Origin of the sequence: Microcoleus sp. B13-B6 (genome assembly GCF_036705405.1) — a bacterium.
Taxonomy (GTDB): domain Bacteria; phylum Cyanobacteriota; class Cyanobacteriia; order Cyanobacteriales; family Microcoleaceae; genus Microcoleus.
In genome coordinates this window covers 1-17,905 of record NZ_JAUBUJ010000098.1, presented here as the reverse complement: position 1 = coordinate 17,905, position 17,905 = coordinate 1, and the positions used below count along the sequence as shown (strand labels likewise).

The window sequence follows — 17,905 nt, the reverse complement described above, 5'->3', positions numbered from 1 at the left end:
GGCTAGACTGCAAATTTTCGCCCCAGACTTCGCTCTGCGGCGCTTTACCTACTCAGTTAAATTAATCGGCAAAGACACGGTAAATGCTGTTTTACCTGGCCTCGACTCCACATCAATTTTACCCTGATGTTTTTCAATTATTTTTTTCACAATATCCAATCCCAACCCGCTGCCTTCTCCCGCAGGTTTGGTAGTAAAAAACGGCTCAAAAATTTTCCGAATAATCTCTGGTTGAATTCCCTTACCGCTGTCAATAATTTTGACCAACACGCTGGTATCTTGTTGTACCGCGTCAATTGTTAAAGTTCCTTGATTGTCCATCGCTTGTAAGGCATTGTGAATTAAATTTGTCCAAACTTGATTGAGTTCGTCGGGATAACACAGTACCACAGGCAATTGATCTTGATAGTTTCTGATGACTTCCACACCCTGCTTGATGTGGTTTTGATAAAGAGTTAATACAGTTTCAATTCCGTCCGTAATATTCACTTGTATTTTTTCCCCATTTACATCGTAACGCGCATAATTTTTTAGAGCAAAGACGACTTTTGCAGCGCGTTCAGTAGCGGTAGCGATGGTTCGGGCGCTTCTGTGAATGCTAGCAAACTCGTAGGCTGTTTTTATAATATTTTCGCTGTCAGGATCTTTGAGCAACGACAAGAATTCTTGCAGATTTCCTTGCAATCCGATATTGATTAAAATGCTAGCAATGCTGTCCGCATTGTCAATGCCTTCCGACTCTAGTTCCTGCTTCACGCCTTTTTTCAATACCCGTTTTTCTCGCGTAGATAAAGAGTAATTTTGTTGACTAGAACTGTACATCAAGCGCAAGAAATCGTGCTGGCGTTCGGCTGACAGTTCTTTAAAAAAAACTGGCAAACTTTCGAGATTGTTATCCAAAAAGCTGGTAATATTTCCAATAGACGACCGAATTGCCCCCAGCGGCGTATTAATTTCGTGAGCAATGCCGGCAATTAGTTGCCCTAATGCCGCCATTTTTTCTGATTGCACTAATTGATTCTGAGTAGCTTGCAGTTGGTCTAAAGTAACTGTAAGTTCATTATTTTTTTGTTGGAGTCTTTTTCGCAACTGGCACATTGCTAAATGGGTTTCTACCCTAACTAGAACCTCTTCCACCTGAAAGGGCTTGGTAATATAATCTACCCCGCCCACTGCAAAGGCTTTGACCTTATCAAGTACGTCATTAATCGCGCTAATAAAAATCACCGGAATGTCGCAAGTTCCTTCATCAGCTTTGAGCTTTTCGCAAACTTCATATCCATTCATTTCGGGCATCATAATATCCAGCAAAATCAAATCTGGAGGCATACCTTTTGCCGCCGAAAGGGCTAAGTCGCCACTAGGTACCGGGCGCACTTTATAACCCTTGCTATTCAAAATTCCGGCTAGCAGCCGCAAATTAGCTGGGGTGTCGTCAACTACTAAAATATTACCGCGATCGGTGCTAGGAATGTCGTTATTCATGTGATATTGCTTCCGAAATTAAATTTAAAACTTTGTCGTACTCAAAATTTTCTATACAAGTTGCGATCGCACCAGCCGTTACTGCATCCTTTAATCGAATTTGCTCTATCAAGGTATTAATTAACTCCATATCTGCATTCAGTATAGCTAGCTTTAAATCAGCTACCAGTGAATCAGGCAAGTTTACGAAATCAGTCGCACTCATAGCGCGATCGCCCTCTTTGATTGCCGATAAATCCGTTTGATCCGCATCTTCATAAATATAGCGCACTCCGATATGTTTGTGCATAGCATCAAAAATATCGGCTTCCCGGAAAGGCTTCCTCATAAAAGCATCGCAGCCCGCCGATAAAATAACTGCCCGTTCTTCCTCCAAAACGCTCGCTGTCAGCGCAATAATAGGTGTAGCTTGACCTTTAATAGTACCTTTAATGTATTGCGTAGCTTCGTAGCCGTCCATCACAGGCATTCTCATGTCCATCCAAATGAGATGCGGTTCCCAACTATCGCAAATCTCAATAGCTTCTTGACCGTTAGTAGCTTCTTTTAGTTCAAAACCCAGAGGAGACAGGATTTTAATTAACAGTTGGCGGTTCAGCGGTTTATCGTCTACTATCAAAATTCGATAGGTCTGTTGGTTGGGAACCAGGGCAATAACATTCCTGCTCGGTTTTGGGCTTTCAATATCAGTCGCCTCGACCGCAATAACTTGAATGTCAAACTTAAAATTAGTTCCCTTACCCACAGCAGAACAGACGCTCATTTCGCCGCCCATTAATTCTACAAATTTGCGACTGATGGGCAATCCCAAGCCGGTACCTTCTTGCGAATCTTTGCCTGTCTTGGTTTGCACGAAGGGTTCAAAAAGATCGTCTAATTCATTGGTAGCAATACCGGGTCCAGTATCCTCGACTTCAAAATGAAGAAAGAAGGAAGAGGTAGAAGCTGAATCGTCATTTTTGGTGGCAATGATCGGGTTGTTCGACGGACTGAATTGAGAGATTTTGATACCATTGATGGCGGAGATTTCAGTATCATTTGATACTTCAGATGGATAAAAAAATCCCCCTTCTGCCTGCTGATTTCTGCCTAGTGACTGCTTGCTAACTCTTACCGCTACACTGCCTTCATCGGTAAATTTAAGAGAGTTATTGAGCAGATTAATTAAGATTTGCCGCAATTTTAAATCGTCCGTTTCTACGTATTGTGGCACTTCGGGACTGCGCTCAAAAACTAACTGCAGGTGCTTGTCATCTGCTTTGATTTGAAACATATCTTCCAAGTCGTTTAGCAGGCGGAAAAGGTCTAATTTTTTGGAATTTAGGGTGGTGCGCCCCGATTCAATTTTAGATAAATCGAGTACGTTATTAATCAGGGTGAGCAGGTGTTCTCCGCTGCTGCTAATTATGCTAATATTTTCTTGATCTTCTGGGGAGAGAGTTTGGCTGCGAGTCATCAGTTGGGAAAAGCCGAGAATTGCATTGAGAGGCGATCGCAATTCGTGGCTCATATTAGCAAGAAAAGTGCTTTTAGCTTGGTTCGCTACTTCCGCTTTGTCTTTCGCTACAGCCAATTCTGCCGTCCGCTCTTGCACTCGCTGTTCTAAAGTTTCAAAAGATTGTTGCAGTTGTTGAGCCATGCTGTTAAATGATTTCGCTAATTCCCCTAATTCGTCAGAACGTTCGCTTTCTACTGTTTTGTCCCATTCACCTTTAGCAATATTTTTGGCTGCTATATTTAAGCTCAAAATAGGATTTGTTACCCACTGAGAAGTCAGAATGCCAATCGCCACAGCTACTCCTAAAGCTGCGAAACACAGCAAAATCGCTGTGCGGGTATTAGCATCGATTTCTTTGGTGAAATCTGCTTCGGGAACAACTACGACAATCAGCCAGTCTAAACCTTTGCCGTCTTGAAACGGCAAGACTTTTAAAAATTGTCGCTTGTCATCTATGTCAAAGCTCAATAACTCGGATTTTTTAATTTGGTCTAATTTTTTAAACTTGGCAGTCAAATATTTAGCTGTCGCTTGAGTAAAAGGGTTGCTGCTTTCTTCCACTTTAAACAATTGTCTTTCATTACCTTTAGTGCGAAACGGTTTTTCTGTTGTGGAAGTTGCTAACAAAGTACCCTGGCGATCTATAATAAATGTTTGACCGGATTTGCCAACTTTGAGACTGTTGAGAAATCTCCCAAGATGGTCGAGACGCAAAGCAGCAAATAAGACTCCTTCTAGCTGATTTTTGTAGGTGTATACGGGTTGGATAGCGCTGATAAGTAATGTCGGTTCTAGTAAGGAAACAAAAACCGAACTCCAAGTAGGTTTGCCGACTTTGACGGCTTTTTGGTACGCAGGATGTTGCCGATGATCATAGTTTTTGGCAAGGGTGGTAATTGTAGTGCGATCGCCGAGAGCGTTCGTATTGTAAGAATTAAAATTAAACCCAGTAGATGGGTCTATCACATTAATCATTCGGGAGCCGTTAGAAAGTTGTTGACCGCATCTATAATCTCCATGCTTGTTGCCAACGGAGGTAAAATTGATATAGGGATATAATTGTACTTGGCGCCAAAGATATTTATCCCAAGCTGATAAGTTTTCCATCTTTAACAAGCCGAGCTTGACAGCATCCAGCTTGGTTTGATTGATTTGATGGGGAGTAGTCAGGTAAACTTGCAGGTTTTGCTCGACACGCAAACTCACCTCGCTCATTAACTGACTGGCAAGGTTATTAACTGCTTTTTGCCCGTTTCTAAAAGACAGATATCCTACGAGCCCCACGCCTCCCACTATTTGCAGTATAAATGGAACTATGAGAACAGTTCGCAGCGGTAATTTGTCTAAAATTTTAGAAACCATAAGATTGAGGGGTTTGGTGAACTTAGTCTAGAGCCGTATTTGCACAACCTGTCTTAACTGCAGCACCATTTATTTACTGCCGGTTAGCTAGGGGAAATTGATGCGGGCTATTTTAGCTATGGCAGGCGATCGACCCCGATCGAATGTGAACCTAATGTTTGCTCGATTAATGGCTATTATTTTACCCATTGTCGTATTATTGTTACCATTTAGGTAAAAGTTGCAGTCTCTGGCTTCGAGAACAGCCTGATATTCGATCGCACGGGCGAGTTTAATCCGCATGGGTCAAGCGGTTTGGAGGCCGGCCAGGAAATTTGCGATCGGCACTCGCCATTTTCCGCAAGACGTGTTATACTCTAAAAAGTCGAGGGCACGTAGCTCAGTGGATAGAGCATCAGGTTCCGGTCCTGAGGGTCGGGGGTTCAAATCCCTCCGTGCTCACTTTCTATGTCTTTTGCGGAGTAAGGGTTTCAGGTTAATTGTATTACCGATAGTCCTATTTTCCGCTCAAATTTCGCTCCCATCTGTTCCAAGTATCTCCAAAACCACCTCCATATCTGCCAAGTTTGCGCCGGACTTTTTGCGTCGCGCTTTCAACTGGTTGAGCAGGTCGGCTGGCTCTGAAAATTCTGCGACGGTCGGAGCGGAGTTTTCCAATCGCTCCGTGCTCATTTAAATTTATAGAGTCAGGAACTCAGGGCTAAAGCCACTGAGCTTGTAAGAAATTACAAGCTATTCTGACCAGCTTAAGTCTTAACTGACTACGTTATTTGAGTCACGACACTCCTTGAATGCGAAGCTAGTTTTCCGCTCTGTCCGAAGCAATTAAACAGTCTTAAAGTCACGCTCGAAAGTGTTGCAGGTCTAAAAAGCTCTTATAACCTTGGCGAAGCTAACATTACCCGAAAGGGACTCGGAGACAACCATATCTCCATAGAGGGGCAACCATACCCCTCTAACCCCGCAAGGGGATTCAAGGCGATTGAAATCGCCGTGTCGTTTTCCACGAGCGGGCTGAAGCCACGCTCGTTTCCCACTTACCGAGTATTTTTTATGACTGATTTTGAGAGACCGGGGACAAATTTTTGTCCTCGGTGTCAATGTGATTTAAGCGTCAGTGTCAAAAATCGAATCGCCGCTGTAGTCGCAGGTCGCGGACTGATTGCGCCCCTGTTGCTTGGCACGGTAGAGTGAACGATCGGCGATCGCAATCAAGTCAGCCGATGATAGTTCCGAAATCGGAATCAAGTTGGCGATACCCATACTAATAGTAACTACATCGCTCACATCAGAGGTTTTGTGAGGAATATGTAAAGCTTGAATAGCAGCGTGAATCCGTTGGGCCACCGAACTCGCTCCTTCAATATCTGTATTAGGCAAAATGATGGCAAATTCTTCTCCGCCGTAACGCGCCACTAAATCCGCCGGACGGTAGACCACTTCTTGCACAGTCTGAGCAAGTTTGAACAGACAACTATCCCCCATTTGATGACCGTAGCAATCATTATAGCGTTTGAAATAATCCACATCAAACAACAAAAGAGAAATAGGTTTTTGTTCCCGGTATAGCCGCTGCCATTCCTGCTCTAAGCGGTCATTAAAACAGCGGCGATTAGCAATTTGAGTCAACCCATCAATATTTACCACTTGTTCTAAGAGATGAGTAGCGCGGGCTAGTTCTTCGTTAGAGAGTGCCAGTTGTTGATTAATTTCTCTCATGCGCGCTTGAGCCTGCTGCCTTTCTACCAATTCCTTCTGCAACTTCTGAAAAATATCCGCTTGTTTAATTGCGATCGCTAACTGATTAGCAATCTGTTTAACAAGGTCAATTTCAAATTCTTCCCATTGCCGAGGAGCAGAACATTGATGAATACATAACAACCCCCACAAATCTTGTCCATTGAGCAACGGCGCAACTAAATTAGCCCGAACCGGAAATTGTTTCCAAAGAGCGCGGTAACAGTGTTGAAGGTCAATATTATTGATATTTTCAACTACCTGCATTCTCCATTCTTGATATGAATCAGGATATGGTTCACCACCACACGGGTCGTTAAATTGATTTTTGCTTACCAATTTACATCCTTCGCCTACGGATTCTGAAACAAACTCACCATATCCAAAATTACTGTCAGGATAGAACTTAAATATGCCGACGCGCTCGGCATCAAGAAACACGCGAATCTCCTGGGAAGCAATCTCAAAAATTGTAGACAAATCAAGAGATTGACGGATGTGTTGAGTAATTTCTTGAAGTAATATCGCCTTGTCGTACTGTTTCCGCAGGGCGATTTCCGCTTGCTTTTGGGCGAGAATAGCTGCCTCGGCTGCTTTTTTTGCTTTAATAATTTCACCTTCGTACAGGATACGCTGGCGGATACAGATCAAGATGCAATCGTTGATGAAGCTTCCTCCCTTCTCTCGACGCACAGCGTTGATCAGCATGGGTATCTCACTACCCTCCTTCGACCTTAATGAGAAGTAAATTTCCTCTACTTTACCGTGGAGCTTCAACAGGGGGAAGAAATGGGTTTGATAGAAAATCCGGCTGGCGATCGGCAGAATGGATTCCATCTTCTGTCCCCGCAGTTCATCGGGTTCGTGTCCGAGTAATTGCACTAATGTGGCGTTGACCATTAGGATCGTACCATCGTCAGCAAACGAGAGGAATCCACAGGGTGACGTGTTGAGTAGCTCGTCTATCTGGTAGGTCATGTTTGCCATACAAATCAGGTAGTATGAGGTACACTCAAATACTCCTTAATCATCTCGATCGTCTCTTGTGGATGACTCATGTGCGGGCAATGTCCCGTAGCTTTCATCAGCCGTAGCGTACTTTTAGGCAGGTGGCGGTGGAGATAATGCCCTACCTCGGTGGGAGCTACCATGTCCTCACTACATTGCAATATCAGTGAAGGTACTGAGGCCTTCGGTAAATCACTGCGATTGTCAGAGTAAAAAGTTACCTCGGCAAAGCGACTTGCAACTACCGGATCGGTGGAACAAAAACTTGCCTCAAGTTCCTCACTTAACTCTGGACGCTCCTCATTCTGCATCACCATTGGCGCCATAAAGCTTGCCCAACCAATGTAATTTTTCTCCATGATATCGAGGAGATCCTCAATATCTTTGCGCTCAAACCCTCCGTAATAATTCGGTAAATCATTGATGTAGCAGGGTGAAGGCCCTACGAAAATCAGGCGATTAAAGTAATTAGGAGCTTGAATTGAGGACAGAAGGCCGATCATACTGCTGACAGAATGACCGACAAAAATCACATCCGTCAACGCCAATTCTTCACAGATATCGAGGACATCCTGAACATAGCCATTGATGTGGCTGTACCGTTCAGGACTGTAGGCACTAATATCCGACTGTCCCGAACCTACATAATCAAATAGGAGGATTTTGTAGTCCTTCTCGAAGGCCGGTGTTACGAAACGCCACATATTTTGATCGCACCCAAATCCATGAGCAAACATTATGGTCTGGGTGCCTTGTCCAAACAATTTTATATTATTCCGTAAAAAAAATTTGTCAGTCATTTGAGCAACACGAGCATTAAATTGATTATAAGACTTTTGCGCGCTTTTATGAGGGAGGATTGCTTATCCCACATAGTGGTAGACAACAATTCAGGATGTCGGATTAATTGAGTGGCAACCTCAGCACTGACAGGCTGGCTAAACATATAACGGGAGCATCTCAATGAAAGCAGCCCTCCGCTAGAAATTGGAGTTAGGAGTCAGGAGTCAGGAGCCAGGAGAAAAGAGTCAGAAGGAAGAAGGAAGGAGCCAGAAGAAGTGTTTTTACAAATATGAGATGCTCCCCATATAACGCTGCCCGATTTCACAGCCGAGGCTTGTAACTATTGCCATTGCGCTGGGGTTTCAATTCCTTCGGCAATTGCGATCGGATTTAAGCGATGTACCATTGCAACTAGGGCTTTGGCAATTGAGCGAGCGATCGGATCGCTGGCTAAATCACACCCAAATAAGCGAGTAAATTTGAGCGACTTCACGGGAACATTTTTCAGATTGTTAAAAGCAGCATAGGGAGTCTCAAAATCATCGACAAAAATCCCCATACCATGCTCCGATAATTGGCTCAAAAGATTTTAGGTAATGTCAACATTAAGCATCATTACCGTTCCCGTAATCTATAGCTAGAGATATTTCGGTTTCTTTTCGGTGCGCTCAACAGTGCGATCGCTCTTAGCGATTAAAGTCGGTTGGGTGAGTTGACGTGCCGACAGATTCACCGCCATATTAGGAAGAATTAGTCCTGCTGCTAGCCACTGCTGATATTGCCAGCAAGCTTGCTCTAAAACCCATTTGCTCTTCGGGCAAAATCAATCCAGTTTTTTCGGCGATGGGAATACATCGATGGCGATGAATCCAACCTAGTTCAGGAGAATACCCTCCTACTATAACTTTAACACGAGCAAGGCTACCTCTTTGCCAATATAGCTGAGGTTGATAGTACAGCAAGTATTGGCTTTCCAAGCACAATTCCAGAGATTTGCGATCGCCAAGGTAATGATTTTTGATAATAAAATTAGTCTTAATATCTTTGTAAAGGCAATCCCCCGTGGTTCCGCTAATCTAGGGGTAGTAGGGATAGGCACGACGCGGCACTAAGCTGCTAGGCCAGAAAGATTTTCTGGTATGTTCTAGAATCGGATTGGGACAGAATTTGATGATTTTTGAGATGTCATTGAAATATACAATTTAGAGGCACAACAGCTTACCCCTAGATTTTTACCACAACCTATTTAGTGGGATTGCTACAGCAAAATGCGCTGATGAAGAAGGCAATAAAAGCTCAGATTTTAGCACTTAAGAACCTCCCAAACATTGTTGCGGTTGCTATAAATGTTCACCAACTCCTCAAATTAAAAAAGTTGGGTTTCCTCGCTCAACCCAACCTACTTTTAACGACCAATCACTACTAACTCTCAAATATCCTCATCGTCTTGACCTTGCACACCCTGGAGAATCCGCGATAGCTCACTCTTCTCATTAATCGTAATCCGACTCGGAGAACCGCTGATAATCCGTTCGTAACCACTGAACGAATCTTTAATTTGCGGCCCTCTTTCAGTAATTGTGTATTCTCGAATTCCTTTGTCGTGCCACGAACCGCGCATCTTAAACACATTAATTGCCCGCGACATTTCTCCTCGAATCTCTACATACTGTAACATGATAATCGTGTCAGTAATCGTAGAAATATGGGAGTCCGTAATCGAATGAGAACCCATAAACTGGTCGCTTGTATTCGTGAAAAAGCCGGTTATTTCTTCCTGCTTCGCAAAACCTGTCACTCCGATCACAAATTGCCTGAAAGCATTATTGCTGACACCTCTAGCTAACGCCGACAGCGAGTCTATAGCAATTCGAGAAGGTTTGAACTCAGCAATTTCTGATTTAATACTCTGCAAGTGGTCTTCCAGACCCGCCGATTCCGGGTAAGTGCACAGCAGCTTCAACAGTCCTTTCTCTTCCATTTCCTCAAAATCAATTCCCCAAGAATAAGCATTGCGGAACAACTGGGCCCGCGACTCTTCATAGGCAAACAACAGCGCCCGATTGCCGTTCATACAAGCATTCTGCAAGAACTTGCTAACCAACAGCGTTTTGCCTGTTCCCGTTGCACCCGTAGCCAAAATAATCGAGTCTTTGAAGAAACCGCCACCGCACATCTCGTCGAGAGTTTTATCGCCCGAAGAAACCCGCACGTTTGAAGACTTTTGAGTTAATCGCATCGCCCCCAATGGGAAAATATTAATTCCGTCATTAGTCATAGTAAAAGGATATTCGCCCTTCATGTGAGTTGTACCGCGCAACTTCAAAATTTCGATGGTGCGGCGGCGGCGTTCTCCTTCCAATACGTTGCGAACAATCACCACATTATCCGACACAAACTCTTCCACCCCAAACCGAGCCACCGGGCCGTATTCTTCCACCCGTTCCGTAGTCATAACTGTAGTTGCTCCTACTTGTTTGAGGCGCGCAACTAAGCGAAAAATTTCTCGGCGCACCACCGATGCAGCGTCGTACTGCTGAAATACGGCTGTCACCGAATCTATAGAAACCCGCTTGGCTTTGTATTTGCGAATGGCGTACTGAATTCGCTCAATTAAGGCTGATAAATCAAAATTTCCTACGATATCTTGACCTTCCGGATCGGGGGAAGCGTCCAAAATAAATAGCTTGCCTTCCTCGATTAACTGTGCCAGATCCCAACCGAAACTGCAAGCATTTTTAATAATATCTGTCGGAGATTCTTCAAAAGTTACGAACACTCCCGCTTCGTCAAAATGGGTAATTCCGTTATAGAGAAATTGTACGGCAAATAAAGTTTTTCCCGTTCCTGACGTGCCGCTGACTAGGGTGGTTCTGCCGAGTGGCATTCCGCCGTGACTGATGTCATCGAAACCCTCAATCATCGTGCGAATTTTTTCAACTCCTGGCGTTACCAATCCTTTTCGTTGAACCGTTTGACTAATTTCATTCATGTCGATTTTTGTCAACTCTCAGTATTCTTTAGTTGTCACTCATTAACCGCGGATCATGAGTCTTTGTACCCAGCTTTTAGTTTTGGCTCTTGCTCAATAACTAATGACTGCTGACTGCTGACTAATGACCCCGCCCAAAAACCGATACCGTGCCACGTACTCCTGTCGTGGAAAGATAAAAATTTTAGACTTTTGTTCAACCTCCCAGATTCATCTGTTGAGTAAACCTAAAATCTAAAATCGTTCGACGATCGCGGGACTCGACGCTTCGACGCTCGCGCTCGCCGAACGTTTCACGTCAAACCGAAGTCTCAAATCTAAAATCGACTGACTCTTACCTGATTATCTTATGAATTCATGTCTTCTTCGCGAAGTTCTTCATAGAGCAAATCTAATCCTATCAGAACTTTCTCACGATCGGACAAATCGCCAATAATTTTTCGCACCGGCGGCGGCAGGATTTTTGCCAGCGTCGGGGTTGCCAATATTTTGTCCTCTTCTGCTAGCTGAGGATTTTTGAGAACATCTATGACTTTCAGCGCGTAGACGCCTTGAAATTCTTGTTCTAGGATGTCCTTTAGGGTTTTCAAAGCTCGCACTGAGTTGGGAGTATTCCCCGCAACGTACAGCTTCAGAACGTAGGTTTTCTTCAGAGGACTCATGAACTTTTTTAAATGTTGAGTATTAGTTGTCAGATGTTAGTTGTAGTTGTTATTTGTCTTAAATCCGCTGTTCTTTGTTATTTTATAATAATTGCTGCCTCGCGCTCGCGCGGCCGTTGGTCGGCTGCTTTCTTTTTTGTTAGATTCTACCTTCTACCTTTTCTTTCTTAAATTAGGCCTAATCCCTGCTACATTCTACCTTGAGATGTTTCTTTCGGAATCGATCGCCGATACATCTCGCACATATGAGCGATCGCGTCAATCAGGGTCAAACGGTAATCAAGCAATATTTCCTCGCTGCGTCCTTCTAATTTTAGCTGTTTAGCAAACTCGTCCATCAATTCCATGTGAATTTCTACAATTTGAGTCACGGGAACGTCAGCAAAAAAAGCCAAATTCACAAATTCATCTATTTGATTGTTGACCGCAGCATCTTGAGAAAAATAATTCAAAACGATGCCGCGATAACTTGACTTGAGTTGCTCCAAAAACTTTTGTTTCTCTGGGCCCGACAGATTTCTCAAAAAAATCTGGGAATTTCTTTTATAATACACACCTAAGTATCCTAATCGCTCCCGTAATTTTTCCGCCAGCCGCCGCTGCTGTCGGCTGAGCAAACTTTGAGCAGTCAATTGGGCTGTCGCATCGATTGTTACGGATTGGTAATTGACAGGAACCGGAGTTGAAAGCTTCAGAAATTGTGCGATCGCCCGATCGATACCTGCAGCTATTTCGCTCGCTCGAGCGATTGCCAGTTGCACCTCAGCAGGGTGATAAAAAAAAGCACAGCTTTCGTCTAGACTCTTGTTGGCGGTACAGGCTGCCGCCTCAAAACCATCTGAATATGGTGCTTCGGGCCTGCCATCTACCTGCGCGTGAGGCGAAAAAATCACAGCAGGCAAAAAGAGCGATCGTTCTTGCAGCTTGCCCAGAAGCGATCGCAGATCCCCATCCACCTCCAAAACCAAACAATCAAGGTGATAATTGTGCTTAAGGAACCCCAAAAGCTCTACTGCCGACTTAATGTGCGTTAAAGCATAGCGATCGCCTCTCAAAAGCTCGATCGCAGAGGCTGCGATTTCCTCAGAGCGGACAAAAATACCGATAGACAGTTGAGGAAGCAAAGCTGTAGGTGTACCACCTAAGTTGCCTGAAAGTGCTGGATCGCTCAGAGTTGATATCTCCTTTACAAAAAACTTAACATTTTAACAATCATCTCAACATTTATTTTAACCAATCTTAACCGCAAAATAAGTGATGCGCTTCTACAAGAGGAAGAATCAAAGTCTACTCCGTGGTTTTTGTGTCAAGCACCCTGAGCGTGATTTCTGCAATTAAGCTTAAGCCTTAAAATAATTGCTAGTCGCCTCAAATCAGGTGTAGGCATCGGACTCCCCGGTCTCGGTGCGGATACCGAGCCTGATAGCGAACTGATATAAAACAAATAAGATACAGAAATTCGCAGCTACATTGAGCATCAAAAATATTACTGCTCTCGCGAGCAGACTCTCAGGTTTGTTATGCCAGTCACCACCCCCAGTCTCAAAAATTTTATAGATCCAGTGCCGCTGTGCCTCCAAACGGGTGCGCTAGAATCGCTGCAGTCAATTTTCAGATCCTGCAACTGCGATCGAGTCGCAGTAGTCAACGAACAGTTACAGCCGCTGGGATTAGTGTACCTCCGCAGCCTTTGGGCTTGGGGAGCCGATCGCACAAACGACGGGCAGCAACCTTTGTCAGAAAGCCCGATCGCGATCGAACCAGTCAGGGCATTACCCGCCGCTATGAGCGTCAGCGAATTCTGGCAGTACCTGCAAACAGAGGAACAGAACACCCCAGCCCGGCCAAACCGTCAAACCGCAGGCATTTCATCAAACAACCCGATCGCCCTCACAGATGCCAGCGGTCAATTTTTAGGAATGCTAGACAGCCTGAGCCTGCTGCAATTCGCCGCACTTAACAGCAGCTCTCTCAGCAGCCTCCCAGAGCAGGCAACAGCCGTCAAAGAAATCGAATTAAAACCTGTTGCCGAAGCCATCGCCACGGCCCTAGGCGCTCAAGTGCGCTTTCTAGAAGCAGGATTGAAACCTTCGGAAAACCTGAACTCCCTAGTGGAACTGTTGGAAAAACTGCCCCTGCCCCTGAGATTGCAAACCCCTACCGCACAAATAGTCAGCCAAAACGCAGCGTGGCGGATTTTGCTGGGAGCAGGCCCAGAACCAGTTCCAGAACCAGCAGCAAATTTGGGTAAACACTCGCCCCGCAAACCAAGCCATTTAACAAGCGAATACAATAGCGTGCAGTTAGAGGCCATCACCAAAGAGTCCAGGAGCCTAGTAGGAGCAAGTAGATCGGACGATTCCCTGCGGGATAGCTTCGCCGCGCGTGATTCAACCGCAGCCGCCAGTTGCCCGCTGCCCCTGTACGCTGCCGCCTCCCCCTCAACCTTAACCGCTCCAGCTTGGTGCCCCACCGCCGGCAAACCAGACACCTACATTTGCGAGTGCCCCCTACAAAAAGGTCAAGAACGGATCTGGCAATTTGTCAAACAGCCACTCTCAGACAAGCTAATTTTAGTAATGGGACAAGATGTCACCGAAGAACATTTAGTCGCCAAAGAACTAGCAGCGAAAAACGCAGATTTAATCCACCTCAACAGACTAAAAGACGAATTTTTATCCTGCATCAGCCACGAACTAAAAACCCCGCTCACCGCCGTCCTCGGTTTGTCCAGCCTCCTCAAAGATAAATTGATCGGAGAACTCAACGATCGCCAAACACGCTACGCCAAACTAATCCATAAAAGCGGGCGGCATTTGATGACAATAGTTAACGACATTTTAGACTTGACCCGGATGGAAACCGGGCAGCTAGAACTAATTCCCGAACCGGTCGAAATAGCATCAACCTGCCAAAGAGCCTTTGAACAAGCAAAACAACTGCAACAGCAAGAAGAAAAAAACCCTCCCGTTCCGAGCACAACGGACGGTACAGCAAACGCAGAACCATCCGCCCAAATAGAATTTACACTCGAAATAGAACCGGGACTGAGCCACTTAATTGCCGACGAACTGCGGCTGCGGCAAATGCTGGTTAACCTCCTTTCCAATGCCCTAAAATTCACCGAGCTTGGTGGCAAAATCGGATTGAAAGTAAATGTTTGGGAAGGCTGGATCGCATTCACAGTTTGGGACACTGGCATCGGCATCCCCACCGACAAACAGCACCTGATATTTCAGAAATTCCAACAGCTAGAAAGCCCCCTCACCAGGCGCTTTCAAGGAACCGGACTGGGACTGGTACTAACTCAACGCCTAGCTCGGCTCCACGGCGGAGACGTTTCGTTTATTTCCTCCGAAAACCAAGGCTCTCAATTTACCCTGCTGCTGCCACCAAATCCTCCGGGAAATAGGAGTGAAGAAGTCCCGGCACCGGGAGCCGCTGAGGAAGAATTATTAAAACCCCAATATCAGATTCCGATCGCCAATTCTCGCTCTCGTTTAGTATTAATAGTCGAAGCAGTTCCCAAATATATCGAAGATTTAACCAACGTCATCTCAGGTTTGGGCTACCAAGTAATAGTCGCCCGTTCCGGCACCGAAGCGCTGGAAAAAGCTCGCAGGTTCAGTCCCGAAGCGATTTTCCTCAACCCGCTGCTGCCACTGCTGTCGGGTTGGGACGTGCTGACGCTGCTCAAGAGTGACCCGGATACCCGATCGATTCCGGCGATCGTCACGGCCACCAGAGGCGAAAAAGAACGGGCCAGTGTCAACAGGGCCGAAGGCTTTTTGAGCTTGCCGGTGGAAGAACCCGCTTTGCGGCGGCTGCTGGGAGACTTGATCGGCAAAAGTAATGCTAGTAGCCCGAAAGTAAAAAGTCCTTTAACCGTGTTGTGGCTCAGCCCGCAAAACAGTTCGTCTCAAGGTTCCGCTTTACTGCTCAACCCCAACTACTGCCGGGTTTTAGAAGCAGACGACCTCGGCCAAGCAGAACTCGTGGCAAGAATTTGGCGGCCCGACGCGATCGTCTTGGATGGTACAAGTCAACTGCAAAACCCCTTAGCTTTTATCGAACAGTTAAGTCGGTCTCGAAATTTGGGTTCTCTCCCCTTGGTGACTTTAGACTCCCGAACTACGCAACTGGCAAATCAAGTCAAAGGATTGTCGGTATTTCCCTGTTTAGCCACTAGCAGTCCCGACGACGGTGAAAATTCACCAACCGGGTTAATACCAAGTGCTTTGTGGCAAGTAATTCAAGTTGCTGCGGGCATGAGTTGGAAGCCCAGCATTTTATTTGCCGACATTTCGACTTTACCCGATTTGCACTCCTCTTCTGGGGGGAACCCAACGGAAGAATTGGAACATGGCGATCGATCGACAAATGCCGAGATTCCCCTCCCCAATTCCCAGTTTTCTACTCCCAACTTTCAAGCTTTGATCCAGTACATCCACACCGCAGGATTTCGAGGGTCGATCGCTCCCTGCTGGACAGAAGTTTTGCAGCAGTTGCAATATCAAAGCGTTGACTTAGTTTTGCTGTGTTTGCGAGATGCCCCCTCAGAATCAACCGCTATGCTGCAGGCGCTATCCAACCTGCGCCAAATGGCAGTAAAACTGCCAATTTTAGTCTGGGATTATCGGTCTGCCGTAAATTCGGAATCCGAGTCGATCGACTTTCTACTGCAAGAAGTATCTGCCAAAATTTTGCCTTCTTCCTTATCGGCAGCACAATTGTTAGACAAAATTCAACAGGCTTTATTAACTCACTCAAGCTCGTAAAAATGAAGGATTTACCAGGTTTGTAGTGCGGAATTAACTCGTTTATAAATCCGTAAAAATAAACTATTATTTATGAGCTAAAACAGAATTTTGTAGAGCTTTAACTGACAACCGCGAAGCCTTATTTATTAACTGATTCAACTTTATAATAGCTCATAACTTAGCTTGTTTGTAGTGACCTTCTCAGTCGTCTCTAAAATAGTGAAGAAAAACGGCTATCCTGAGTGCAAACATAATTTGAGAAGTATTTAAATGAAAACCCAGAAGTGTTGCGAGTCAAGAAGCAATATCAAAACTCAAAAATATGAGTTATTATAGGCGATCGAGAAACCCTTATATTTTTTTCTGGGGCTGTACAGTGCCTAATCGCATTCCTTTAATATCTCTGCTACTCGCACTCGGTTTGTGGACAATGCCCGAGCCTGCTGTTGCACAGGCACTCCTGCCTTACACCCTGCAAATCGACTCGGCCCAACTCGAACAAACGGCCTTGAGCCTTGCAGAAGAAGCCGTCCAGCTAGCCAGACTCCAGCAGTACCAACTAGCGGTACCCAGAGCCGAACTCGCCACACAGTTAGCGCCAAAAAATGCTCAAACTTGGACTTTGTTAGGCAGCTTGTACCTTCAAGTCGAGCAGTTTGACAAAGGCATTGAAGCTTTGGGGCAAGCTCAATCTCTGTCGCCAGAAAATCCATCAATTAAATTTGTCTTGGGAGAAGCTCATTTTCGGAAAACGAACTACGAGAAAGCAGTCGAATATTTGCAAGCAGGATTAAAACTAAAACCAGACACTCCCGGTGCATTATTTGATTTAGGCAATGCTTTTTATAAGCTGAAGCGGTTCGATCAGGCGATCGCCCAATACGAAAAAGCCTTTGCTTTAGAAAAAAACCTGTGGCCGGCTATTAACAATATCGGATTAGTCAAATACGAAATGGGAGATGTTGATAGCGCCATCAAACGCTGGCAAGAAGCGATCGTGATCGACGACAAAGCAGCCGAAGCAATGCTAGCTCTAGCAGTAGCATTGTACACAAAAGGTGACAAAGAAAAAGGCTTAGCGATGGGAGAAGCAGCTCTAAAACTCGACAAACGGTATGCTACCGTAGAATATCTCAAAGAAAACCTCTGGGGCGATCGTTTGATCGCAGATACCCAAAAGTTGCTAGCCACTCCTGAAATGAAAGCAGCACTGGCTAAAATTCAAGACGCCCCACCCCCTCCAATGTAGTCGCCCGATCCCAAATCCGGGTTTAATATCATGACGAACCCTCCGTCATATCAATTCCGGTTGCACCGGAATTATTGTTGACTGTTGACTGTTGACTGTTGACTGTTAACTTGGAGTCGAAAAACTGAATGATAGTTGAGTATTGACTGTTGATTCGATTTTACGCCCGACGATGCTAGCGGAGTTGATATCATTGCGAGGAACGAAGCAATCGCTTAGTCTCTGCGATTGCTTCCTTCCTCGCAATGACAAATAATACAAAAAAAAAGGGGTAGTAAACCCGGATTTGGTATTATAGCAATCCTAAATCATTTGCATAATTATTGTAGGGGCAATCCCACGCCCGGTTGCCCGATAGATAGGGGGTAG

General features: G+C 45.2%; 13 protein-coding genes and 1 tRNA gene. 3 read left to right on the top strand and 11 right to left on the bottom strand.

What is annotated here, in order from left to right:
* Window positions 1–48: 48 nt before the first annotated feature.
* The 3 genes from QUB35_RS31220 to QUB35_RS31210 all read right to left on the bottom strand — a co-directional run bounded on the left by QUB35_RS31220 (window position 49) and on the right by QUB35_RS31210 (window position 4,627).
* Window positions 49–1,485 carry a response regulator gene (locus QUB35_RS31220; RefSeq protein ID WP_333145587.1) on the bottom strand — a complete coding sequence of 479 codons (1,437 nt, stop codon included), beginning with the start codon at window positions 1,483–1,485 and terminating at the stop codon, window positions 49–51.
* Complete coding sequence (locus tag QUB35_RS31215; protein WP_333145586.1) at window positions 1,478–4,345, bottom strand: ATP-binding protein; 2,868 nt, start codon at window positions 4,343–4,345, stop codon at window positions 1,478–1,480. The genes QUB35_RS31220 and QUB35_RS31215 overlap by 8 nt, the downstream gene beginning before the upstream one ends.
* Window positions 4,346–4,432: 87 nt before the next feature.
* Window positions 4,433–4,627 (bottom strand): hypothetical protein, encoded by a 195-nt coding sequence (locus tag QUB35_RS31210; RefSeq protein ID WP_333145583.1) that lies wholly within the window; start codon window positions 4,625–4,627, stop codon window positions 4,433–4,435.
* Window positions 4,628–4,713: 86 nt separating this feature from the next.
* Between QUB35_RS31210 and QUB35_RS31205 the strand changes: the two genes are divergently transcribed.
* A tRNA-Arg gene (locus QUB35_RS31205) sits at window positions 4,714–4,786 on the top strand.
* A gap of 66 nt (window positions 4,787–4,852) precedes the next feature.
* Here QUB35_RS31205 and QUB35_RS31200 read toward each other — a convergent pair.
* The 8 genes from QUB35_RS31200 to QUB35_RS31165 form a co-directional block, all read right to left on the bottom strand.
* Entirely contained in the window at window positions 4,853–5,017 is a 165-nt protein-coding gene (locus QUB35_RS31200; RefSeq protein WP_333145581.1) for a hypothetical protein, read from the bottom strand.
* 435 nt (window positions 5,018–5,452) lie between these two features.
* Complete coding sequence (locus QUB35_RS31195) at window positions 5,453–7,060, bottom strand: diguanylate cyclase domain-containing protein (protein ID WP_333145579.1); 1,608 nt, start codon at window positions 7,058–7,060, stop codon at window positions 5,453–5,455.
* Window positions 7,061–7,074: 14 nt separating this feature from the next.
* Window positions 7,075–7,890, bottom strand: a complete 816-nt coding sequence (locus QUB35_RS31190) for an alpha/beta hydrolase (RefSeq protein ID WP_333145577.1) — start codon at window positions 7,888–7,890, stop codon at window positions 7,075–7,077.
* A 323-nt stretch (window positions 7,891–8,213) separates the two neighbouring features.
* Window positions 8,214–8,456 (bottom strand): EAL domain-containing protein, encoded by a 243-nt coding sequence (locus QUB35_RS31185; protein ID WP_333145575.1) that lies wholly within the window; start codon window positions 8,454–8,456, stop codon window positions 8,214–8,216.
* Between the two features lie 157 nt (window positions 8,457–8,613).
* Entirely contained in the window at window positions 8,614–8,850 is a 237-nt protein-coding gene (locus QUB35_RS31180) for a hypothetical protein (protein ID WP_333145573.1), read from the bottom strand.
* Window positions 8,851–9,302: 452 nt separating this feature from the next.
* A complete protein-coding gene (gene kaiC, locus QUB35_RS31175; RefSeq protein ID WP_333145571.1) occupies window positions 9,303–10,865 on the bottom strand; it encodes a circadian clock protein KaiC in 1,563 nt (520 codons plus the stop codon).
* Between the two features lie 347 nt (window positions 10,866–11,212).
* Window positions 11,213–11,527 carry a circadian clock protein KaiB gene (gene kaiB, locus QUB35_RS31170; protein WP_236503428.1) on the bottom strand — a complete coding sequence of 105 codons (315 nt, stop codon included), beginning with the start codon at window positions 11,525–11,527 and terminating at the stop codon, window positions 11,213–11,215.
* 188 nt (window positions 11,528–11,715) lie between these two features.
* Window positions 11,716–12,651 carry a circadian clock protein KaiA gene (locus tag QUB35_RS31165; protein ID WP_333145567.1) on the bottom strand — a complete coding sequence of 312 codons (936 nt, stop codon included), beginning with the start codon at window positions 12,649–12,651 and terminating at the stop codon, window positions 11,716–11,718.
* A 396-nt stretch (window positions 12,652–13,047) separates the two neighbouring features.
* On the opposite strand from QUB35_RS31165, the gene QUB35_RS31160 reads away from it, so the two are divergent.
* Both QUB35_RS31160 and QUB35_RS31155 read left to right on the top strand, forming a co-directional pair.
* The gene (locus QUB35_RS31160) at window positions 13,048–16,305 is read left to right on the top strand and encodes an ATP-binding protein (RefSeq protein WP_333145565.1); all 3,258 of its coding nucleotides are present in this window, start codon (window positions 13,048–13,050) and stop codon (window positions 16,303–16,305) included.
* A gap of 358 nt (window positions 16,306–16,663) precedes the next feature.
* Window positions 16,664–17,536, top strand: coding sequence for a tetratricopeptide repeat protein (locus tag QUB35_RS31155; RefSeq protein WP_445252052.1), 873 nt, complete (start codon window positions 16,664–16,666; stop codon window positions 17,534–17,536).
* Window positions 17,537–17,905 lie beyond the last annotated feature (369 nt).

Coding starts and splice junctions, on each gene's coding strand:
- QUB35_RS31220 (WP_333145587.1), bottom strand. CDS start 1,485: ATGAATAACGACATTCCTAGCACCGATCGCGGTAATATTTTAGTAGTT.
- QUB35_RS31215 (WP_333145586.1), bottom strand. CDS start 4,345: ATGGTTTCTAAAATTTTAGACAAATTACCGCTGCGAACTGTTCTCATA.
- QUB35_RS31210 (WP_333145583.1), bottom strand. CDS start 4,627: ATGCGGATTAAACTCGCCCGTGCGATCGAATATCAGGCTGTTCTCGAA.
- QUB35_RS31200 (WP_333145581.1), bottom strand. CDS start 5,017: ATGAGCACGGAGCGATTGGAAAACTCCGCTCCGACCGTCGCAGAATTT.
- QUB35_RS31195 (WP_333145579.1), bottom strand. CDS start 7,060: ATGACCTACCAGATAGACGAGCTACTCAACACGTCACCCTGTGGATTC.
- QUB35_RS31190 (WP_333145577.1), bottom strand. CDS start 7,890: ATGACTGACAAATTTTTTTTACGGAATAATATAAAATTGTTTGGACAA.
- kaiC (WP_333145571.1), bottom strand. CDS start 10,865: ATGAATGAAATTAGTCAAACGGTTCAACGAAAAGGATTGGTAACGCCA.
- kaiB (WP_236503428.1), bottom strand. CDS start 11,527: ATGAGTCCTCTGAAGAAAACCTACGTTCTGAAGCTGTACGTTGCGGGG.
- QUB35_RS31160 (WP_333145565.1), top strand. CDS start 13,048: ATGCCAGTCACCACCCCCAGTCTCAAAAATTTTATAGATCCAGTGCCG.